This is a genomic window from Paenibacillus eucommiae, assembly GCF_017874215.1.
GTDB lineage: Bacteria > Bacillota > Bacilli > Paenibacillales > NBRC-103111 > Paenibacillus_AI > Paenibacillus_AI eucommiae.
This window is the reverse complement of record NZ_JAGGLB010000002.1, coordinates 194136-214446: the sequence shown is the minus strand read 5'-3', so window position 1 is coordinate 214446 and position 20311 is coordinate 194136. Positions and strand designations below refer to the sequence as shown.

General features: G+C 44.9%; 22 protein-coding genes. 12 read left to right on the top strand and 10 right to left on the bottom strand.

Translation table 11 applies throughout. From position 1 onward, the window contains the following. Positions 1-46: 46 nt before the first annotated feature. Positions 47-913: a polysaccharide deacetylase family protein gene (locus tag J2Z66_RS03415; protein WP_209969944.1), complete on the bottom strand. Its 867-nt coding sequence runs from the start codon at positions 911-913 to the stop codon at positions 47-49. Positions 914-1107: 194 nt separating this feature from the next. Between J2Z66_RS03415 and J2Z66_RS03410 the strand changes: the two genes are divergently transcribed. Next, entirely contained in the window at positions 1108-1308 is a 201-nt protein-coding gene (locus tag J2Z66_RS03410; RefSeq protein WP_209969942.1) for a YwbE family protein, read from the top strand. Positions 1309-1328: 20 nt separating this feature from the next. On the opposite strand, the gene J2Z66_RS03405 is transcribed toward J2Z66_RS03410, so the two are convergent. Further along, positions 1329-2129 carry a helix-turn-helix domain-containing protein gene (locus J2Z66_RS03405; RefSeq protein WP_209969941.1) on the bottom strand — a complete coding sequence of 267 codons (801 nt, stop codon included), beginning with the start codon at positions 2127-2129 and terminating at the stop codon, positions 1329-1331. A gap of 138 nt (positions 2130-2267) precedes the next feature. Between J2Z66_RS03405 and J2Z66_RS03400 the strand changes: the two genes are divergently transcribed. Continuing rightward, positions 2268-3029 (top strand): sugar phosphate isomerase/epimerase family protein, encoded by a 762-nt coding sequence (locus tag J2Z66_RS03400; protein ID WP_209969939.1) that lies wholly within the window; start codon positions 2268-2270, stop codon positions 3027-3029. Between the two features lie 150 nt (positions 3030-3179). On the opposite strand, the gene J2Z66_RS03395 is transcribed toward J2Z66_RS03400, so the two are convergent. Both J2Z66_RS03395 and J2Z66_RS03390 read right to left on the bottom strand, forming a co-directional pair. Continuing rightward, positions 3180-4373, bottom strand: coding sequence for a YheC/YheD family endospore coat-associated protein (locus tag J2Z66_RS03395; protein WP_209969938.1), 1194 nt, complete (start codon positions 4371-4373; stop codon positions 3180-3182). A 56-nt stretch (positions 4374-4429) separates the two neighbouring features. After that, positions 4430-5647, bottom strand: a complete 1218-nt coding sequence (locus J2Z66_RS03390; protein ID WP_209969936.1) for a threonine synthase — start codon at positions 5645-5647, stop codon at positions 4430-4432. 226 nt (positions 5648-5873) lie between these two features. Between J2Z66_RS03390 and panD the strand changes: the two genes are divergently transcribed. Further along, a complete protein-coding gene (gene panD, locus J2Z66_RS03385; protein ID WP_209970315.1) occupies positions 5874-6281 on the top strand; it encodes an aspartate 1-decarboxylase in 408 nt (135 codons plus the stop codon). Between the two features lie 539 nt (positions 6282-6820). Here panD and J2Z66_RS03380 read toward each other — a convergent pair. Further along, positions 6821-7951, bottom strand: a complete 1131-nt coding sequence (locus tag J2Z66_RS03380) for a Gfo/Idh/MocA family protein (protein WP_209969934.1) — start codon at positions 7949-7951, stop codon at positions 6821-6823. Between the two features lie 221 nt (positions 7952-8172). On the opposite strand from J2Z66_RS03380, the gene J2Z66_RS03375 reads away from it, so the two are divergent. Then, positions 8173-9054, top strand: coding sequence for an AraC family transcriptional regulator (locus tag J2Z66_RS03375; protein WP_245375251.1), 882 nt, complete (start codon positions 8173-8175; stop codon positions 9052-9054). Positions 9055-9168: 114 nt separating this feature from the next. Here J2Z66_RS03375 and J2Z66_RS03370 read toward each other — a convergent pair whose 3' ends face one another. Together J2Z66_RS03370 and J2Z66_RS03365 are read right to left on the bottom strand one after the other, a co-directional pair. Next, positions 9169-9573, bottom strand: coding sequence for a YflT domain-containing protein (locus J2Z66_RS03370; protein WP_209969933.1), 405 nt, complete (start codon positions 9571-9573; stop codon positions 9169-9171). A gap of 38 nt (positions 9574-9611) precedes the next feature. Further along, positions 9612-9776 (bottom strand): DUF1328 domain-containing protein, encoded by a 165-nt coding sequence (locus J2Z66_RS03365; protein ID WP_209969931.1) that lies wholly within the window; start codon positions 9774-9776, stop codon positions 9612-9614. A 308-nt stretch (positions 9777-10084) separates the two neighbouring features. Between J2Z66_RS03365 and J2Z66_RS03360 the strand changes: the two genes are divergently transcribed. Beyond that, positions 10085-11035, top strand: coding sequence for a magnesium transporter CorA family protein (locus tag J2Z66_RS03360; protein WP_209969929.1), 951 nt, complete (start codon positions 10085-10087; stop codon positions 11033-11035). A 204-nt stretch (positions 11036-11239) separates the two neighbouring features. Continuing rightward, the gene (locus J2Z66_RS03355) at positions 11240-12085 is read left to right on the top strand and encodes a YitT family protein (RefSeq protein WP_209970313.1); all 846 of its coding nucleotides are present in this window, start codon (positions 11240-11242) and stop codon (positions 12083-12085) included. A gap of 14 nt (positions 12086-12099) precedes the next feature. Here the strand turns inward: J2Z66_RS03355 and J2Z66_RS03350 are convergent, their stop codons facing one another. Next, a complete protein-coding gene (locus J2Z66_RS03350) occupies positions 12100-12801 on the bottom strand; it encodes a response regulator transcription factor (RefSeq protein WP_209969928.1) in 702 nt (233 codons plus the stop codon). Then, the gene (locus J2Z66_RS03345) at positions 12767-14179 is read right to left on the bottom strand and encodes a sensor histidine kinase (protein ID WP_209969926.1); all 1413 of its coding nucleotides are present in this window, start codon (positions 14177-14179) and stop codon (positions 12767-12769) included. Before J2Z66_RS03345 ends, J2Z66_RS03350 begins: the two co-directional genes overlap by 35 nt. Positions 14180-14340: 161 nt before the next feature. Here J2Z66_RS03345 and J2Z66_RS03340 point away from each other — a divergent pair, with 161 nt between their 5' ends. From J2Z66_RS03340 to J2Z66_RS03320, 5 genes are all read left to right on the top strand, one after another. Further along, a complete protein-coding gene (locus J2Z66_RS03340) occupies positions 14341-15225 on the top strand; it encodes a CPBP family intramembrane glutamic endopeptidase (protein WP_209969924.1) in 885 nt (294 codons plus the stop codon). Positions 15226-15355: 130 nt separating this feature from the next. Then, positions 15356-16117: a DUF2087 domain-containing protein gene (locus J2Z66_RS03335; RefSeq protein WP_209969923.1), complete on the top strand. Its 762-nt coding sequence runs from the start codon at positions 15356-15358 to the stop codon at positions 16115-16117. A 73-nt stretch (positions 16118-16190) separates the two neighbouring features. Continuing rightward, positions 16191-16553, top strand: coding sequence for a GIY-YIG nuclease family protein (locus J2Z66_RS03330; protein WP_209969922.1), 363 nt, complete (start codon positions 16191-16193; stop codon positions 16551-16553). A gap of 157 nt (positions 16554-16710) precedes the next feature. Then, on the top strand, positions 16711-17043 hold the full coding sequence (locus J2Z66_RS03325) for a transposase (protein ID WP_245375250.1): 333 nt from the start codon (positions 16711-16713) through the stop codon (positions 17041-17043). A gap of 56 nt (positions 17044-17099) precedes the next feature. After that, positions 17100-17372, top strand: coding sequence for an IS3 family transposase (locus J2Z66_RS03320; RefSeq protein WP_209969920.1), 273 nt, complete (start codon positions 17100-17102; stop codon positions 17370-17372). Positions 17373-18200: 828 nt separating this feature from the next. On the opposite strand, the gene J2Z66_RS03315 is transcribed toward J2Z66_RS03320, so the two are convergent. Further along, a complete protein-coding gene (locus J2Z66_RS03315; RefSeq protein ID WP_209969918.1) occupies positions 18201-19730 on the bottom strand; it encodes an NAD(P)H-hydrate dehydratase in 1530 nt (509 codons plus the stop codon). Between the two features lie 97 nt (positions 19731-19827). Here J2Z66_RS03315 and J2Z66_RS03310 point away from each other — a divergent pair, with 97 nt between their 5' ends. Further along, positions 19828-20199, top strand: coding sequence for a hypothetical protein (locus J2Z66_RS03310; protein ID WP_209969916.1), 372 nt, complete (start codon positions 19828-19830; stop codon positions 20197-20199). The last annotated feature ends 112 nt before the right edge of the window (positions 20200-20311 follow it).

Sequence of the window (20311 nt, the reverse complement as noted above, 5' to 3'; positions counted from 1 at the left end):
ATTATCTATTAACCACTTTTTCAAAAAAATAATCTCATTCGTAGAATTATTTATTTGTGCTTGTCATGCCGAGCAGCTCCGGGATCGTAACCAGCTTGACTCCGTCAGCTTGCAGTTTTTCAATAATACGCGGAAGAGCTTCTACAGTTCCACTTAAATCCTCGCCAGTGCCTCCAGCTGAATGTTGAAGAATAATGGAGCCGGGCTGCACGTCACCCATAATGTTCGCATATACCTGGTCGGCATTCAGGTTTTTCCAGTCCAGGGAATCTACGTTCCAATTCACAACAAATAATTGTTGACTGGCCATCCATTCAATTTGTTCACTGTTAATGTTCCCGTAGGGAGGACGAAATAGCTTAGGGACATAGCCGACCAATTGATGCAGGATATTCACGGTTCGGAGCACCTGATCCTGGAACTCGGCATCTGTTATCTTAGGCAAGTTCGGATGGTTGTAGCTGTGGTTTGCTATGACATGGCCTTCTTTGGCTATCCGTTTCACCAGTTCAGGGTAGGCTTCAGCGCGATTGCCGATAAGAAAAAAGGTTGCTTTGACTCCATATTTATTTAGAACGTCCAGTATTTTGGGGGTGTAGATGTCGTCCGGACCATCATCAAAGGATAAGGCGACCTGCCTTTTATCCGCCGGACCATTAAAAATAAAATAAGTACGATATTTTTGACGCAGATCAGTTAAAGTTAAGGCGTTTGGAGTTCGAACATCGAGCTCTTTGCCGCTTGCCAGGTCAGGTGTATGGTTTGTAGGAACAGGAGAGGTCGTATCAGCAGCTTGCTGCCTGATGTTAGAGGTTATTATAGGGGATGGCTTTATAGAGGGCTGGAATCGATTGGTACCGCTGCAGCCGCTGCACAAGAGCAGCAGAAGTGATAACATCCATAACTTTTTCATAAGAGCCTCCAATTGTGGTGAGAATATCTAATGAAAAGTATGGAGCTATCTACCGGAATATATGTATGGAAATATCACCCTGCTCCCGGATGGAAGAGGAAACAGGAGGATGAATGGCACCTATATGACCCTTTGGGTTATACTAAAGATTGGAAACCCTAAATCATCCAGAGAAATGAGAGAGCAAACAACTGATGAATGGTCAAAACAGGAAAGACGTAAAACCTGGTATCACAGTAAGGATTGTACTTAAGCAAGATCAGAGAAGCGGTAAATTAACCGATGGTATAGTGAAGGATATTTTAACCAACTCCCCTCAGCATCCTCATGGCATCAAAGTCAGGCTTATGGACGGGCAAGTGGGCAGGGTAAAAGAAATTCTAACAAGTCCATAGTCAGGCAGTCTTGAGAAAAGTCAGCGGGTATCAGCCTGCTGCCGATAAAGGCTTGGTGTTATTCCAAATTTGTCTTTGAACACTCTATGAAAATAAGGGTAGCTGCCAAAGCCGCTGCTCTCGGCGATTTGTTCTAAAGTCATCGTACTGTAGTGCATTCGCTCTATAGCACTGGAAAGTCTTACTTCATGAGAATATTGAATCATAGTCTTTCCGAAATATTCCTTGAATAAATGGATCGCGCGAGATGTACTAAGTCCGACATGTTCAGCTACATCTTCAACTTTGAAGGTGCTAGTAGCCTGGGCTTCTATAAAACGTTTCATTCTTAGCCCGGTAAACGAACGTCCATGCAGGGACACTGTTTCTGTAGCGGCGCGTTCTAATTGAAGGCACAAAGCCCTTAATAAATATCCCGTTAACTCTTGATCAGCTTCTTCCATTCTGCGTTTTTCAAGAATTAATTGCCGCCAAAGAAAGATTAAGCTTTCTGGTGGATCTATTTGCGTGCAGGTCGATTTATTGGAACGCCCCCACCAGGATTCAATCCAAGAGCCTTGGCAAAATAAGTAATAGTCACTGCTGATGATCTTGGCATCTGGCTGATCTTTTCTTGCCTCCACCAATAGCTCATATGCTTCCCCCGGTTGATAGAGCAGCAGATCACCGGGTTCTATGGCCCGCATGGATCCTTCCACAAGCGCTTCACAATAGCCTTCTGTTTGCAGCCGAAAGAGAAAGGAAGGCAGACCGGACTTATAACTCGTAATAAATCGTTCCATATGGTGAGAATATGCACAGGTAAGCAGCTCGATTTCCATGTTATCACCCAATTGTAGCAGAATAAGAGATGTTATAATTATATCGTTTATATGCAGTATACGCTAATGTCTATTACAATAGAGATAAGTATCGAACCTGCGATATTGTAATTAACATCAAAGAAATGGGGAACTTGGATGTCACGTTTGGGAATTGGTGTTCAGCTTTACACATTAAGAGATGAAATGGCTGCAGATATGGAAGGAACTTTGCGCAAGGTGGCTGGGATTGGTTATAAAGGCCTTGAGTTTGCAGGATATTTTGGCAGAGAAGCAGAAGCTTTGAAGCTGCTTCTGGACGAGCTGGGTTTAGAGACTATAGGCAGCCATGTCAGTATAGAGAGATTGCGGAGTAATCTCCAGGGCGAGATCGATTATTTAAAAACTCTCGGAGGGAAATATTTAATTTGCCCTGGCATATTTTCAGACGAAAGAAGCGATGCGGAGTCTTGGAAACGTATATTTGTCGAGCTTGGTAGGATTGGAGAAGAGGTGAGCAAGCAGGGGCTGCAGTTCCTGTATCACAATCACGCATTTGAATTTGAAGTGAATGTTGGAGATGCTTATGCCTTTGATGCTCTCTACTCATCCACAAGCCCAGAAGCCTTGCAAGTTGAGCTGGACGTTTGCTGGATTCAATTTGCCGGGGAGGACCCGCTCGCCTATATTTCTAAATACGCAGGGAGGTTGCCGCTGCTGCATTTTAAAGATTTCACGAAGGATGAAGCGCAAAATATCGTAACCCTGGAGCTTGGACTTGGTGATGTGCCATTAACTAAGGTTATTGCTGCTGCTGAACAAGCAGGTGTGGAATGGCTGATTGTTGAGCAGGACACTTGTCAGAAACCGCCGTTAACCAGTGTTGAAAATAGCTTGAATTGGATACGTGAGAATTACTAGCCTGTGCAAGGATAAAGCATAAAACATAAAGCATAAAGCATAAGAGCGCATATCTAAGCAGCATGAAGGGTCAGTTTTACCTGCCTTCATGCTGCTTTATTCAGTTTGTTGAGATATGTCTAAAGGTTTCAGTTATTTTTCATCTATTTTTCATCTATTTTCATCAAGCTGGTTGCGGTTATTCGTATCATTTGGAGCATGGTCATCAGGGAGTGTTTTTGTGTTAGGAGCTGTGCCGCGATGTCCTTGATGATCTATGCGTTTGTTTTTCTTCTGAGCTATATACATGGCATATTGTATTGGCCGTTGCAGCGACTTTTTGTAAACCTCATTTTCCCCGGTTTTGAGAAACACATCTCGGCTAGGTTTGGGATTGGCTTCCAAGAGCCACACGCGGCCTTGAACGTCAATGCCTACATCGAGTCCGAATTCCAGCATAGAGCCATGGTGCTTTTCAATGCTGGCTACAATTCCCTTGGCCATAGTGGTACATTCCTCGATAATTTGATTGGCTTTCTGCTCGCCGAAGCGTTTCCTGAGAAAAGGCCTGCAGCGCAGTGCCTTTCCGTCTCCATACAGCAGATTTGTCGTAGGACTATACTTACCCCCGACCCGAAAAGCAATGCCTGTTAGCTTCCATGCACCGCTTCCGTCTTTTTGCACAAGAACTCTTGCATCCACAACGCGATTAGGTATGAGTTCGGTATCGATGCCCTGCTGCAGCATAAAAGATCCTGAGCGAACTCGTTGTGTCTTCGTCCAGTTTTGCAAAGTGCTGACTAGTGCGGACTCGGAGGAGACATTGAATTGTCGAAGCTTAGTCCCCCTTTCTCTGGCCAACAGATTGTAACCAGTCGGACCTTTAGTTATCTTCAGAACTCCTTGCCCGCCAGTGCCATTACTTGGCTTCACATACAGCAATCGATGCTTGCTTAGCATCGTACGGAGATTATTTGCGGTGTAGCTCATAGTTTGAGGAATCCATCGCTTCACGGTTTCATCCTGCTCAAAGCGCTTTGTGGCTCTTGATTTGCAGGTGAATTTATGATTTGCATATATAAATAAATTTTTTCTTCGCCGCATTGCTCTAAACGCTGGCTCGAGCTTTCGAGTGCGGTCGATGACCACATCCGGCCAAGGGAAGATCTTGGATTGCCAGGTTGTATTTCCTGCAGGAATATAACCAACGACTTGTCTGCGGTGTTCATCGAAATCTCTGTAAGAGAATAAGAAGACTTGTGCGCCTAATGCAGTTCCTTCGCGAATTAAATCCCGAAAATAACGGGGTTCAAAGAAATGATACCCTTTACGATAAACCAAGATGCCTATAATGGGTTTTGTCATGTACACAGCTTCCCTTTATCTCAGATTTAAAGTGATTTTTTTAATAGTGATCTTGTTTAAAGTGATTGTGCCAAGATTGTTTTAAGCTCTTGATAGCTGTCTATAACTGGCAAATGTTCTGTGGCTGCATAATCAATATACTTATCAGCATGGGAGGTATTAATGAGTACAACAGATTCTCGTCTGTGTATAAGTCCCCGTTCACAAGCCTGTTGTAAGCCTGCAAGCGTGGCGGCTCCTTCCGGTGAAGCAGAGATGCCGCATAAACCGAGCTTTGTCTGAGCTTGTGCTATTTGATCCCGACTGACTGAAACGGCAGACCCGCCCGTCTCCTTAATAATCGAGACAATTAAGGATTGATCGGGGGGATTGGGCACTCTTAATCCTGTTGGGCTGGAAGTTACTTCAGGTTGAGGAGCTGCTTCGTCAGCTGGTTGATGGAGCGAATCAACAATCGGCTGGCAACCAGCTTCCTGCACGCTAATAAAGCGGGGTAAATTGCCGCTAACCCACTTCAACTGCTTCAATTCGCGAAAAGCTTTCCACAACCCGATGATGCCCGAGCCTCCTCCGGTCGGATACACGATCACATCAGGAAGTTCCCATAGCAGCTGCTCCGCAAGCTCCAGCCCCATTGTTTTCTTTCCTTCGACTCTGCCAGGTTCTCTTAATGTACCGACATGGAGCCAGCCTTGCTCGGCTTTGCCTTCCTCAATAATGTTCGCAGCATCGTGGATGTATCCTTTGACTCTAAAAACAGCAGCTCCATAACGAAGACACTCATTAGTAATTACGCCTGGACAGTCCGATGGTACTATTACAAGTGCATGCATGTTGGCATAGGCAGCATAGGCGGCCAAAGCGGAAGCTGCGTTCCCGTTAGAGGGTACGGCAGGCTTAAGGAAGCCATGCTCCTTGAGTACCGAGATGGCCGTGGAAAAGCCTCTGGCTTTAAAGCTGCCAGTAGGGTTCTGTTCCTCCCGCTTCAACCAAATACAGTCAAGCTCCAAATCTCGTTCCAGCGCTGGCATCCGGATGAGCGGTGTCCAGCCTTCCCCCAAGGAAACAATCGAATCCTGTGAGGTTACAGGAAGAAGTTCTTTATATCGCCACATAGAGGAAACGCGAGCGGGAAGCATTTCTTTACCTATCGTTCTGGATATGAGTTCCAAATCATAATCGACAAGCATGGTTCCGCCACAAGCACACCGCCCTTTGATAGCAAATGGCTCATATTTACCGCAGCGCAAGCAGATAAGTGCAAATTTTTGCATAATCGCCCTCCAGATTTGAATAGCCAACTCCAACAGCTATGTTATTCGTTTATTCGTCTATTGGATTACGATACACAGTCGCACTTCTTTTCGGTACGGCTTTAGCCCAATGAAGACAATTTTTTTGGTAGGAATCACCTGTTGGAGTGGAAACAATAGCCATTTGCCTCATAGTATGTTGGTAATTGTATTGGGGTAACAAAGATTGAGGAGGAGATTATTGAACATGCAAAGATGGATGTGCAAGGGGAAGATTCATAGGGCTACAGTAACTGAAGCAAGACTGGAATATGTGGGCAGTGTAACTATAGATGCGAAGATCATGCAGCAGGCGAAGATTCATCCCTACGAGATGGTTCAAATAACTAATTTGCGAAATGCTGCAAGATGGAAAACGTACGCGATAGCCGCTCCTGAAGGAAGTGGGAAGCTCTGCTTGAATGGGCCTCCAGCTTTGTTATTTGAACCAGGCGATTTGGTCATCATTTTGAGTATGGGCTTGTTTCATGAGGAGGAGTTAGGAGAACTGAAGCCAAGCGTAGTTTTTGTAGATGCAGATAATCAAATTACGAGTGTAGAATCCCATGATCTGGTGATCCATATGCAGGATGCAAAGGAAAGCAGTAAGGGATAATTTGCCCACCTTGTGTGGGGTGCTTGACTTAACGATGTTTTTGATCGTTAAAGGAAGGTTTCCAGGTCACTCAGTCACTTTAATGATGATTTTCATCACTAAAGGGGAGGGGGGCCTCTGTTGATGGGTAAAAGGGGATTTTAACGATGTTTTTCATTGTTAAAATAAGGATGTGGAGAGGACTTGGTGCTTTTAACGATGAAAACCATCGTTAAAGCATCAGATCCTCCCTAGCTTCACACGTTCTTCATCCCCAACTGCTTAGCCCGCCAGGAAATCTCCTGCAATCTTGAGAAAAACCCTTGCAGGCTGTCCGTTTAAGCTTGGTGTTCGTGTGACTCGTGCGATTGTAGCTGAGAAGAGGGAATGGCTGTGGGCGGAAGAGCGGTAGCGTCCGCCTTTAAAGATTTGTTCTCACCTCTGCATCCATTTCATTCAAGGGAACAAATCTTTAACAGCGGCTGGAGCCCACAGCTATTCCCTCCACGACGCACCCAAGCCATGAACACGCACCCTCAAAGGACGCCGCAAGGCGTTTACTACCATTCAATTTTCTGGAACGTATCGGTCTTGGCAGACTCCTTTGCTTTTAAGCAAAGTAATGCGCTCAGAAGTCCGTCTCCAAGAGGGCTAATGGGAGCTTCTGAGCCTTTCATCATTTGGACGAAGTTCGCAGCAAGCGTCGCATCGCCGCCAAAATGTGCTTCTCCCGGATCAATATCGTACGTCTCCACTCTTGGTGTATGATGCATAAACACCTTGACTTGATTCGTATAGAAATCAAATTCCACAGTGCCTTTGTAGCCCATGAAACGTGCTCCCCGGGAACCAGCAGCTTTTCTGACGAAAAAGTTTTGAGAGTAAGAAACATGCATGCCTGTTTCATAGCGAATCAGGGCACTTCCAGAATCTTCGTTGCCTGTATCCTCGGCAAATGAACAGTAAGGCCAAGCTTCGCGTATATCCTTTTCAGCAAATGCCGTACTTTCCTCACAGGTTCTATTTTCCTCGCAATCGACACACTTTAAGCCTGCAGGCTTATCCCCTTTGAAGATCTGTTTGGATGTGATTGCGCATACACTCTCCGGTTTAAGCTGAAGCACATCGTTGATATAATCGAAGTCATGGGTAGCCTTTTGCAGAAAAAGTCCGCCAGTTTCGTTCTCATCACGGTACCAGTTGTGAAAATATACGCCGCCATAGGGAACGTTGTTCACAGCTTGGACATGTTCTATTGTGCCAACTTTACCTGAGGCAATAATTTCTTTAACTAACTTAACGATGGAGGTTACTCTTAACGGGAAGGAAACGAGCACCTGCGATAAACCGGTTTCAAAGCCATGCTTGAGCCTGCGCAAATCCTCCATGTTCGTAGATACTGGCTTTTCCAAAAATAAAGGAATGCCCCTGGGCAGCACTTTTAAAGCCATTTCTGTGTGCATCGAGCAGCGGGTGCCGATCAATATCCCGTCAAGGGACTCCGTATCAAGCATGGCGTCTGCTGTGTCATAAAAGTGAACATCCTTTAAAGCGTTATCTTTTCCATTTTCGCTAATGTCGAATTTTTTTACGTCAGCAATAGCCGTTATGCGGCAATCCGGATCGTATTTGATGATTTCATTAATTACACCGCTAATGCGGCCTCCATAACCGATTACTCCAAGCTTCATTGAGTTCGACCCCTCTGTTTGGTTTGATGTTTAAACTGTTCCCATTATAAAGGGAGTGACCAACATTTTCTTTGTTAAAGAAGCCACTTTTTTTGTATAATCGAACTAAGCTAATAAAACTTTCCAGATTACCGAAGACGAAGTAAGATAGATGAGAGAACGATACGGGTTTCAGTTTCTAAAAGATTTCTAATAGGTTTTTTCATAAAGGGGGTAGTGTTTTGGAACTTCAAAGAACACTATTGAAGCAAACGATTGTCATCAATAGAATTATTACTATTTTTTATTTTGAGTTCGCAAACAATTATGTGTTTCCCGGAGAGCGGCATGACTTTTGGGAATTTCTATATGTGGACAAAGGTGAGGTTGAGGTTACAACCGATACGGAACGTCATCTGCTTAAGCAAGGAACGATCATTTTTCATAAACCCAATGAATTCCACAGCTTTTATGCTTATGGGGGTTCAGCACCCAATATTATTGTGATGACCTTCGACTGCTTGTCAATCGCGATGAAGCATTTCGAGAACCAGATCATTTCGCTGCAGGACGGGGAAAGAAATTTGCTGGCAGAAATGATCAAGGAAGGCATGGATGCCTTCTCCTTTCCGTTTCAGCATCCATTGAACCGCAAGGAGTCCGCGCCGGTGGGCTGTGAGCAAATGATCAAAATTTATTTGGAGATGTTTCTGATCCGCTTGCTGCGCAAAGACCATTCGGTCAAGCAGGAGGAGGCGCTCTCCTATCCGGCTAGGGAGAAAAGTGATGACCAAACGATCCGCGACATCATGCATTACATGGAAGACCATCTGAATATGAAGGTATCCTTGGCAGAAATGAGTGAATCGCTGCATCTAGCCAAAACAAAGCTCAAAGAGCTGTTTAAAAAGAAGACAGGCACCACCATCATGGCCTATTTTTCCAACTTGAAAATCAACAGAGCCAAAGTATTAATACGGGAAGATTCCAAAAATTTCACTGAAATTTCAGGTATGCTCGGTTTTAGCAGTGTACATCACTTCTCTAAAGCATTCAAAAAGACTACTGGAACCAGTCCTTCGGAGTATGCAAAATCGGTAAAAGCGAGAAGCCGAATTAGCTGAGGTCATAAGATCATACCTGGATCATATGACCATACATGATTAAAGAAAAAAACCGCCTATCCTGTAGAGGACAAGCGGTCTTTTTTTATTTCTGTCCGAGTTACGTACTCCGAATTAAAGGATCGTAGTCCGGTTAAAAGGTGGATAATAGGTAATATTCTGATCGTATTTATCGCCTTCATATGTGGTGCCACCCCAAGCAAGAATGACAATTTTCCCTTTGTCCAGTTCGCCCTCCAGATGCTCCGCATATTCGCGGGAGACACCCATTGCTTGCATCTTGGCCCGGAGCTCATCACCTCTTGAGCGGAATATGTTGGCCACTGCTGTCAATACACCCTCATCAGCAACACCAATCTGATTGCCGTCTGTGTGATCTACAATATGTTCAGTTCGTTCTTTGTCGTGAGTCAACACGAATATATTTTCTTTCAGATAACCTTCGCGCTGCAAGTCTTCAATTTTTTTGCGAGTTTCCAGGATATTGTTTACCGTGTGGACTGTAGTATATTCACTCATAGTAAATTCCTCCTAATAAATTTAGTAGTTAAGCAAGTCTATACTCGCGTTCTTCTTCCCAATACAAGAAAGACTACGAATAAAATAATGAAAGCCACAAATAAGAATTTGGCTATTCCTGCTACAGCGGCGGCAAGACCGAAGAAACCAAAAACACCTGCGACAATTGCTACAACAAGAAAGACGAAAGCCAAGCCTAGCATAGAAAACACCACCTTTCTTTTTGGATGTGGAATCAATCTCATTTAGTGCTTCAGCATACTTTCCTGCAAGCTGTTTGACTAACTTGTTACATTCTTAACCTTTTGAATTAGGTATGAAACAGGTAGAATATTGAAAATTTATTTACCAAAAGAGAAACATGACGCATATTTCCATTGTTTCATGGGATGAGTGAGAGAGGTAATGAATGATTAGCTGAATGCATAGCTGAATGAATATCTGATTAAATATCTGATTAAATATCTGATTAAATATCTGATTAAATATCCGATTGAAGGGAGAAAAGAATATGGCGCTAACGATTCGAAAGTTCCACACGGGATGGAATTGGCAGCAATTTCATCAAAGTGATGAAGTGCAAATAGATAGCAATCAGGAAGCAGATACGGTTTTCATCCAATGGCTGGAGCGGGGTGAAAGAGTTTGTAAGAACTCTGTAGGCGTTCATGTTCTAGGTGATAATAAAGCTTTCTATGGCTTTTTGGAGTATGGTCGTGATCCTGAGAAGATCGGCGAACTGCCGCTCTTGCGTTATTATGTGACTCAAGACAAGCTGGTAACGAATGAGCTGAATCAACAATTTTGGTCAGAGCAGGAGCAGGAGGAGCTTATCCGAAAGCTGGAGTTCAGTAAATCGGCGGTAGATGGTTTTTTTGTGCTTATCGGAGAAATAATAAATAAGTTTTTAGAAGGAATCGATGATTTTGAGGAGTCTCTCCGCATGCTGGAAATAGAGATGAAAGAGGGACGCAATCGTGGAAGTGTGCTGGATGAAATTATTAAGCATCGTTATTTGCTGCTGCATTGGACGTCGCTAACGATTCCGCTGCAGGAAATAAGTCTCGCTGCTGAAGAGGTTTATTTGGATGATCTTGAACAAAGCGAAGATTATAAGCGGACTAAGCTTAGATTGGAACGAATAGTTACCCTGCAAAATTATTACGAGAAGCAAATCGACACCCTGCTTTCGATCGATGATAACTTGACCAATTATCGCGGCAATGAAATTATGAGAGCTTTAACTGTATTTACGGCTATTTTTACACCTGTTATGGCGTTTGCGGCTATATGGGGGATGAATTTCGAGGAAATGCCGGAGCTGGAGTGGCAATGGGGCTATTTTGGATCGCTGGCTTTTATATTCATTAGCACGCTATTCGTCTATTTATGGCTGCTTAAGAAAGGCTGGCTTGGCGATTTATTAAAAGGAAAAAGCCAGGAGGAAAAAAATAAAGTTTAAAAAATATCGATATAGGAACAAATTTATACAAATGATAGCGATTTTTGAGGATATACAGGGATCTTTTATGATAATATAGAAAGACAGGGGAGTTAACGGTATCGTGATCGCTCCATTTTTAGAAAAAGGAGGAATTTATTTTTGATCAACCAAGAACAAGTCAAACTGCTCAGTTCATCTACGCTACCGCTCCAGCACAAAAAAATGACAAAGGTCGCACTACTCAAAAGAGCTGTTTTCTTATTCATTGGAGCGGCCCTCGTATCGGTAGGGTTAGAAATCTTTTTGGTTCCCAATCACATTATCGATGGGGGAATTGTAGGGATTTCAATCATGACTTCTTATTTAAGCGGCTTGCCCGTCGGAATTTTCTTATTTTTACTTAATCTTCCGTTTCTCTACATCGGCTATAAGATGATCGGAAAAACCTTTGCGCTTTCTACCCTGTACGCTATTACGATTATGTCCGTTGGCACTGCACTGCTTCACCCGGTACCGCCGCTAACGATTGACCCTTTGCTTGCCGGCGTATTCGGCGGTATTATACTTGGGGTTGGAGTCGGCCTCGTTATTCGCTTTGGCGGCTCGCTTGATGGCACCGAAATTATTGCTATCCTGTTCAACAAACGAACACCCTTTTCCGTGGGTGAGGTCGTTATGTTTTTCAATCTGTTCATCCTCGCCTCTGCTGGCTTCGTATATAGCTGGGACAGAGCGATGTACTCCCTTATTGCCTACTACATTGCATTCAAGATGATTGATCTGACGATTGAAGGTCTCGACGAGTCGAAGTCGGTCTGGATCATCAGTGAGCGGTTTCAGGATATCGGCGATGCCTTGTTAAATCGGCTGGGCCGCGGCGTCACTTATTTAAAAGGAGAAGGCGGGTTTACCGGGGATGACAAAAAAGTGATTTTTGTTGTCATAACCCGGCTGGAGGAAGCGAAGCTGAAGTCGATCGTTGATGAGCTGGATAGCAATGCTTTCATGGCTGTAGGAAATATTCATGATGTCAAAGGCGGTCGTTTCAAGAAGAAAGATATCCACTAGCTGCCGGTAAGCTGCTAGTCCTCTAATGGAGGTTTACCCTCTTGTCCTTTCTTATCTTCAAAGAGCCCAAGCTCCCGCACTTGCTTAGCCGCATCTCTGCTGCTGGAGCTGCCCAGTTTTTTTAGAATGTGTCCGACGTGGATTTTAACGGTACGTAAGGAAATAAAAAATCGGCTTGCGATCTCAGTCTGGGTGTGGCCCCGATCAATCATCTCCAGAACTTGTAGCTCCGTAGGAGTAATTAAATCGCTTACCTCCTTTACTTTAAACTCATGCTCCAAACGTTTAAGTCTGCGAAACTCATCGCGCAGCTTCTCAGCTACAGCTGCGTTGATAGGTGAGTTTTTGGAATGGGCTGCCCTGATCGCTGCTGGCAGCTCCTCAAAGCTCGATTTGATTTGATAATCAATTGCCCCTGCCTGAAAGGAGCGGAAAATCAGCTCCTTCTCTTCCATGGAGGTCAGCATAATGACCTTAATCCCCCAAGACTGTACCGCTTCTTCCGCCAAGTAAATGCCTGACGGCATATCATTCAGCATAATATCAAGCAGCGCTACATCTATTTGTAATGCCGGTTCACTTAAAATTGTGCGAGCTTCTTCGAGTGTTGAAGCTGTTAACGCAACAGTGAAATCGGGCTGTCTGTTTAAAAAATCAGTTAGTCCTCTTAACCAGTCCAAGTCATCCTCTACGATGAGCAATCTGATCGGATTCATAATTTTCCTCCGTAGTGTAGTTCTGTTTTTGAATCAGCTTGGCAGGGAAAGACAGAAACACACTGGTTCCCTTACCTTTTTCGCTCCTTAGCTCCAAGGTTCCTCCATGCTTTTTAAGTACATTATAGCAATATGCAAGGCCTAACCCGAAATTGTTGCGGCTTGCTGTTTTAGTTGTGTAGAAAGGCTCAAGAGATTGCTTTAAAACAGATTTTTCCATGCCGATACCCGTATCTCTTATTTCCAGGACAACGTATTTTTTCGTGATAAACACTTTGATCGCCAGTAAGCCTCCCTGAGGCATAGCCTCTGCCGCATTCATAATGATATTGCTTAAGGTTTCTTTCAACTGTGCTTCGTCACATTGCAAATGTAATTCAGCGGGTATTTCCAGCTTGACCTCAACGTTGTGCAGATACGGCTGCAATTGCTGGAGTAAGTGCTGCAGCATTTCTTTTAGAGAAACGACAGAAAGCTTCATGGGTATTTCCTGCGTCTGCTCGTGCACCCGTCCAATCATTTCACGGATATGCTCGGATGCTGAAGCAATGATCTTTAAATCCTCTATCAACTCAGGTTGATTAGTTTGCTCCGCGTAATGATTCATTTTCTCGCTAAAAAGGCGGATTTTGCCAATGTCATTTTTAATCGCATGATTCAGAATCGCTGTACCCGAAGTAATAGCTCTGAGCGTAGAATCAAGCTTTCTGCCCTCAATCAGGAGCCGCACTCCAAAGAAGCCGTATTTTAAAAATGTGAATACAAAAAAAGGAACGATAACGGCCAAGCTCCAAATATTATACACCCACATCCGGTAAAAGCCGAGAGTAGGGAGCAAATAATTCAGTATGGCAAAGCAGACCAAGGGCGGAATCAGCGTCAAGCAAGTAAATAAATGCGTTCTTTGCATGGCGGGCAGCCGTTCTTTTTTGAAAATAATCAAGATCGAGCCCAGGACAATGTAGGGGATAGCCCACAGTGAAACGACAGGAAAGTCAATGGGATAAGCTTCTGTATACCAAGGTGTAAAAAGCAGGCAAAGCACAGGCGGAAGCAGCAGCAAGTAGGGCAGTACTTTATTTAGCCGGGTATGATGGAACCAGGTGTTGTATTGAAGCGCAAGCATGGCAAAGGAATAAGGAACCCCATAATAAGACAGCACAGAGCTAACCGCCTGTACCTGGTTTGTTAACGTCACGATCGCTTGGTTGGACATAATCTCCAGATAGGGTACAAGGCTTGAGTCCAGCACTGCAGCCAAAGCACCCGTGCCTCCAGTGAAAGCGATAGCGCTCATCCAACGCAGCATAACAGAACGCGGATCAATGATAATAAGAAGAACTGCAATTAACCATAGAGCGATGAGTACAAATTGCATGATGCGAGTTTCCTCCGGTACGTTTTTGTATCTTCTATTTTGTCATGAGGCGGTTATGAATACAAGGATCATTTGCTGATAGTAGATGAAGCGTTTATCATAATGTTTATATCATAATAATTAGAAGCACATGCAAAAAAAGAGAGAAAGAGGAGATACTCATGTCCAACGCGGCGCAAAACTCCAGAAATGTGATGGCTGCCATCGGTAAAGTGCTTTTGGCACTTCTAGTGACTATGGTACTTGCAGTGATTTTATCTATTGGGGCTGCTCTTATCGCTATTATTTTAAAGCCTGAGCTTCTGGATGGGCCTGCGAGGCTGTTCCAGGATCCGATGTTCGGGAAGCTAGCCATGTTTGCACAATTTTTGGGATTTATCGGAGCTGCTTGGCTGATGTTCTATATGTTTGAAAGAAAAAAAGGCTGGTCTTTAGGCGTTGCCAGGAAAGGAATAATACGCAGCAGCTTTGAGGGCTTATTTGCAGGATTTGTTTTGATAACGCTTATTTGCGGATTAATATGGCTTTTCGGTGGCGTGCAGGTCGTTTCTGCTGTCTGGAGTGCGGCTTTGGCACTTGATTTGCTCGGCTGGCTCCTGGTTATGATCGGAGTAGCAGTGAGTGAGGAAATATTTGCACGTGGTTACGTTCAGGGAGTATTCCGCTTCCCATTAGGCGTGAAGGCTGCCATTGCCGCGCAGGCGGTCGTTTTCGCAATGCTGCATTCTTTTAACGGAAGCATGTGGAGCTCGCCTTTGCCTATCATAAATTTGCTGCTGGCAGGCATTCTGTTCGGAACTGCAAGAGAGCTGTCAGGCGGCCTGTGGATGCCAATCGGTCTGCATCTGTCGTGGAATTTTATGCAAGGCGGAATTTATGGATTTAAGGTTTCCGGATTATCGATGGAATCTATTTTGCTAGTAGAACCTCAGGGACCTTCCCTGATTTCTGGAGGAGGCTTCGGTGCTGAGGGCAGCCTGGTTACCACCTTTATTTTGATCATAGGCACGTTTGCTGTCAGTCGTTTTTATAAAATAAAAAAATAAGGATATTACAGTTCGAAAGAATGCAAAAGAGTTCAAGAGAGTTTAAGTAGAACAATTAAAAGGTTGAAAAATAGTAAACAAAATTATATAATGTCTATATAATAAATAAACATTTGGAAGTGATGTTTGAATGAATGATCTTTCAGAGCGGTTTTGGGGCGCAAGTGTGGAAGAGATGAAACAGGGATATGTCTACGAGGATAATGCCAAGAAATATATATGCCTGGTGTGTGGAAAGGAATTCGAGAAAGGGATTATATACCGGGAGGGGGACACGTATTATGAAGCAGAGAAGTTTGCTTCCGTGCATGTCAGTCACGAGCACATCTCCATGTTTGAATACCTGATCGGACTTAATAAAAAGCTCACAGGCTTAACCGATCTGCAAAAAAACTTGCTGGAATATTTTTATAAAGGCTATAGCGACAGTGAAATTGTTAAGCTGGAGGGCGGCAGTGCTTCTACGATTCGCAATCACCGGTTTACTTTTCGGGAGAAAGAGAAGCAGGCCAAGGTTTTTTTGACAATTATGGAGCTGGTGGAAGCCTCACAGCCGCAGAGGCCCAGGTTTGTGACGATACACAAATCGGCCACCGTGGTGGACGAGCGATTTAACTTGACAGAAGAGGAAAATGAAGAAATTCTCAACACCTATTTTCCAGTGGGAAGGGAAGGCAAGCTGAGTACATTTCCCAAAAGGGAAAAGCGAAAAGTAGCTTTGTTAAAGCATATCATTGGTAAATTTGAAATCGACCGCAAATATACGGAACATGAAATCAATGAGGTACTGAAAGCTATATACGATGATTATGTAACACTTCGCAGATATCTGATCGAATATGGTTTTATGGACCGGTTGGATGATTGCAGCTCTTATTGGGTGAAGGTTTAGAGAATTAAGAAGAAAGATGAAAGAAGAAAGAAGAAAGAAGAAAGATGAAAGATGAAAAGAGGAGAGATTACAAATGAACAGACGTAAGGAACTTACACTTGCCTATCAGCAATCGACAAGGCCCATGGGAGTATTCCGTCTTACAAATACAATCAACTCGAAAATTCTAATTGGCGGAACTCCCAATCTGGACGCGGCAAAAAATCGCTATGAATTCGTACTGAAAATGGGTTCATGTGACATTAAAGAGCTGCAGCAGGACTGGAATGAATATGGGGAAGAGGCGTTTATTTTTGAAACGCTGGAGCAAATTAAGCCCGTTGATGATTTGAAGCATGATTACAAAAAAGAGATTGAAGCGCTGGAGCAGAAATGGTTGGATGAGCTTGAGCCCTATGGAGACAAAGGATATAACAAGCTTCGAACTCATCGTTAATGTGAGTGCAAAGCAAAACAAACAATCCCGAACACTAGTATAGTGAACGGGATTGTTTGTTTTTGTCTCATAAGTAACTGCTGCAGAAGATGGTTGGAGAGGGGGAATCATGTAGAATCAGAATAATGAGTAGACAGCAGGCGGAGGGGGATGGATAATGAAATTAATGAGGAAAGAAAGAGGTGTCTTTACTATGGGAAAAATACAGCAGAGTTACAGCAATGACTTTAAAATCCAGGCAGTAAGATATATGCAAGAGCAGGCGAAGACCTTACCGGAAATCGCAGATGAACTTAAGATTTCGGTGGAAACACTCTATAAATGGAAGGGGAAGTACGAACATTTTGACAAGCAGGCAGCTGCAAAAGAGGATAAAGCCCGTCAGTTGGAGCAGTTGCTGAAAGAAAAAGAACGTGAGCAAATAGAGCTAAAAGAGGAGGTTGCCATCTTAAAAAAAGCCATGCACATCTTCGGCCAAGAAAGGAACTAAGGTTCCAATTTATCGAAGATCATCACTCCGATTTTCGAGTGGAGAAGATGTGCGAATTGTTGGAAGTATCCCGTAGCGGCTATTATAAGTGGAGAACAACAGAAACGAGTCAACGGGAGCAGCGTAAGGCCCAAATAATGGAGCGGATTTCCTTCCACTTCAAGGACAAACAAAGCAAATATGGAAGTCCCAAAATTGCTGGTTTGCTCCATTTAGAAGGATTTAATGTGACGGTGCGCACCGTGAGTATCTATATGAAGCAGATGGGGTTGCGTGCGCGTCGGTCAAAGACATTTGAGGAAAGTACGACAGACCCTCTTCAAGACTGATGGATGGTTCCAAGTACAGTACCAAGTACCTTCATTCAACAATCTTGCATCGAATCAGGCTGAACTATGCAAGACAACGCCAAGTTGGGTGGCCCTTGCCTGCCCCTCGATAGTTTTAGTGATGAAAAACATCGTTATTTAGCCGAATTTCCTGGACTCGAGCGACTTAGTGATGAAAAACATCGTTAAAAGCCTAGAATAAGCGCTCTTGACGGATGAACGAGCCGAATAGCGATGAAAAACATCGTTATTCAAGAAAATTGCGGGAAAAATGCTTCAGTTAACGATGAAAAACATCGTTAACATGATCGGAAAGAGAAAAGCTGCGGCCTAGGATGACTTGCAAGGTAAAGGCATTGTGGATAGGAGGGATCTCTCCCAATGTTGTCAGATTAACATGCAAGTTGAGGTTTAGCTTTCCCCGATTAGAAGGCACGCCTAATCCGAAGCGGCCGAATGTAGGCGAAAAACCGACCACAATGTGCTTATGAGGGGCCGAAGCGGTTAATGTAGGTGAAAAACCGCACATATTTGGCCAGCTTAACCTGACAGCATTGGGGATCTCCCCCTTATCCCTGATAATCCGGGTAATCCGGGTACTCTACATACTCTACATACCCACATACTCTAGGCACTCTAGGTATCTCTCACTTCTCGGTGATCCTCTCCTCATGGTGAAACCTTTGTTTACCTACGCATACCTCATACCCATACCCATACTCATACCCATACCCATACCCATACCCATACCCATACCCATACCCATACCCATACCCATACCCATACCCACGCACACCCACTCATCAAAGGACGCAGCATCTGCGTATTCTACAGCTCTTCAATAATGTCTCCTGCGATCAAGGAGCCTGGAGAGTGCCTTTTGGCTGCCGCTCTATCTCCAGCAGCTCCGTGGCTGTACACACCGAAGGCAGCGGCCTGCTCGGCTCTGAAGCCTTGTGCTAGCAGGCTGCCGATCAAGCCGGCCAGTACATCGCCTGACCCTCCGGTGGCCATGCCGGGGTTGCCAGTTGTGTTCAGGTATACATAGCCTTCCGGAGTCGCCACAACCGTACCCGCACCCTTAAGCACTAAGGTGACACCATGCTGACTGGCAAAGCTTCGAGCGAGTGAAACCCTGTCCCGCTGCACATCGGATACGGATATGCCTGCCAGCCGTGCCATCTCTCCTGGATGAGGCGTGAGGATAACTGGCGCCTGCCTTTGTGTCCAGCTCGTCCAGTCCTTGGCATCAGCGAGCATATTCAACGCATCAGCATCAACTACCAAAGGACATGCTGTGCCTTCCCAGACGGAACGCAGCCAGCTGCCGTCCGCTTCCCAGCGGCCAAGCCCAGGGCCGATCACAAGGGCATCCTTGCCCGCGGCGAGTGCCAGCAGCTCTTCCGGCTGCACGCCGCTCCATTCCGCCGCGCCAGCACCCCCCAGCGCGGCCAGCATAAGCTCGGGCAAGTGGCCCGGCATCAGCCGCGCTGCCTGCTCGGGCAGCGCCCATGTAGCCAGGCCGCAGCCGCCGCGCAGAGCCGCTTTGCTGCTGAGCAGTCCGGCGCCGCTCATCGATCGGCTCCCTGCAGCTAGCAGCACATGGCCGTATGAGCCTTTATGGGCATCGGCGGTGCGAGTGCCATTCGTTGCCACAGCCAATCGCTGCTTCAGCAGGAATTCATCCAGGCGAAATGTGCGAATATCGTGTTTTACCGCTAGTTTGGCTGGAATACCGATTGGGCATATCTCTATTGTCCCAGCTTGTGCAGCACCGGGAAACTGCAGAAGCCCGCGTTTATAGAAAGCGAAGGATATCGTTTGCTTTGCTTTGATGCAGGGTATGTAAACCTCGCCTGTATCCGCATCAATACCACTCGGAATGTCCACAGAAACTATGGGCAGTCCGCTTTCATTCGCTTCGGTGATCAGTTCCGCGTATTTCCTGCGCGGGGCGCCTTTACTCCCGGTCCCAAGCAAAGCATCGATGATTCCGTCATAATGCCACCATTCAACCGGAGCATCTCCTGCCGCAGCAAAGGGAATGCCCCATTCCTGTGCAATGTCCCGCTGTAAAAGTGCCTCACCGCTGCCATAATCATCAGGCTCTTCAGCGTAAATGATGCTCATCTCCAACCCTGCCTCAGCCAGCTGCCGGGCCGCCACGACTCCGTCTGCACCGTTATTTCCTTTTCCAGCCAGCACCAGCCAACGTGACCCACTTGATTTAGCCTCTCTGAGTACCGCTTCCGCAACGCCTCTTCCGGCATTTTCCATTAACAAGATTGCTGGGATATGGATCTGCTGGATCGTTTCCAGCTCTAATTTTTTCATTTCCTCTGCTGTTACAACATGCATAAAGAACACCTTCCTTTCCACATTATGGTACTATAATTAGTGTATAGTTATTTTAAACCAAAAGCGACATGTATGAATAAATAGGAGGCTGATGATTATGGCTATTATTGTGCAGCATCGGGAAACGAAGCAAGCATATATTATGCTCGGTACGAGTTACGCAGCTTATGTTGATTCTAGATCGAGTTTTTTGGGTGGGGCGCTGTTTCCGCATCGCGAATCGGGGGAACTGCCGCTTGCGGCAGTATGCAGTGAAAGTGGCAAAATTGAATGGTTTCTCACGGAGGATTTAGTTGTGATCGAGGTGGATGGGCAGAAATTGTCCGAGTTTGGCAGCCTGTTACCAGCTTACAAGCAGGATAGATCGTCCAGGCAGTTCGATGAATATTGCCCAGCTTGTCAGGAAGCACTCACTCCTGCACATATGGAATGTCCCTCCTGTGGGCTCGTATTCCCCCAAGAACCTTAAGAGGAAGCATAAAGGCTAGGTTAAACACTAAATATTATTTATATATTGCACATTATATAATTATATAGTATATATTAATTAAGGTTTATTCATTTTAATTACGTCGTATAAA

Coding starts and splice junctions, on each gene's coding strand:
- J2Z66_RS03415 (WP_209969944.1), bottom strand. CDS start 913: ATGAAAAAGTTATGGATGTTATCACTTCTGCTGCTCTTGTGCAGCGGC.
- J2Z66_RS03410 (WP_209969942.1), top strand. CDS start 1,108: ATGAATGGTCAAAACAGGAAAGACGTAAAACCTGGTATCACAGTAAGG.
- J2Z66_RS03405 (WP_209969941.1), bottom strand. CDS start 2,129: ATGGAAATCGAGCTGCTTACCTGTGCATATTCTCACCATATGGAACGA.
- J2Z66_RS03400 (WP_209969939.1), top strand. CDS start 2,268: ATGTCACGTTTGGGAATTGGTGTTCAGCTTTACACATTAAGAGATGAA.
- J2Z66_RS03395 (WP_209969938.1), bottom strand. CDS start 4,373: ATGACAAAACCCATTATAGGCATCTTGGTTTATCGTAAAGGGTATCAT.
- J2Z66_RS03390 (WP_209969936.1), bottom strand. CDS start 5,647: ATGCAAAAATTTGCACTTATCTGCTTGCGCTGCGGTAAATATGAGCCA.
- panD (WP_209970315.1), top strand. CDS start 5,874: ATGCAAAGATGGATGTGCAAGGGGAAGATTCATAGGGCTACAGTAACT.
- J2Z66_RS03380 (WP_209969934.1), bottom strand. CDS start 7,951: ATGAAGCTTGGAGTAATCGGTTATGGAGGCCGCATTAGCGGTGTAATT.
- J2Z66_RS03370 (WP_209969933.1), bottom strand. CDS start 9,573: ATGAGTGAATATACTACAGTCCACACGGTAAACAATATCCTGGAAACT.
- J2Z66_RS03365 (WP_209969931.1), bottom strand. CDS start 9,776: ATGCTAGGCTTGGCTTTCGTCTTTCTTGTTGTAGCAATTGTCGCAGGT.
- J2Z66_RS03360 (WP_209969929.1), top strand. CDS start 10,085: ATGGCGCTAACGATTCGAAAGTTCCACACGGGATGGAATTGGCAGCAA.
- J2Z66_RS03355 (WP_209970313.1), top strand. CDS start 11,240: ATGACAAAGGTCGCACTACTCAAAAGAGCTGTTTTCTTATTCATTGGA.
- J2Z66_RS03350 (WP_209969928.1), bottom strand. CDS start 12,801: ATGAATCCGATCAGATTGCTCATCGTAGAGGATGACTTGGACTGGTTA.
- J2Z66_RS03345 (WP_209969926.1), bottom strand. CDS start 14,179: ATGCAATTTGTACTCATCGCTCTATGGTTAATTGCAGTTCTTCTTATT.
- J2Z66_RS03340 (WP_209969924.1), top strand. CDS start 14,341: ATGTCCAACGCGGCGCAAAACTCCAGAAATGTGATGGCTGCCATCGGT.
- J2Z66_RS03335 (WP_209969923.1), top strand. CDS start 15,356: ATGAATGATCTTTCAGAGCGGTTTTGGGGCGCAAGTGTGGAAGAGATG.
- J2Z66_RS03330 (WP_209969922.1), top strand. CDS start 16,191: ATGAACAGACGTAAGGAACTTACACTTGCCTATCAGCAATCGACAAGG.
- J2Z66_RS03325 (WP_245375250.1), top strand. CDS start 16,711: ATGAAATTAATGAGGAAAGAAAGAGGTGTCTTTACTATGGGAAAAATA.
- J2Z66_RS03315 (WP_209969918.1), bottom strand. CDS start 19,730: ATGCATGTTGTAACAGCAGAGGAAATGAAAAAATTAGAGCTGGAAACG.
- J2Z66_RS03310 (WP_209969916.1), top strand. CDS start 19,828: ATGGCTATTATTGTGCAGCATCGGGAAACGAAGCAAGCATATATTATG.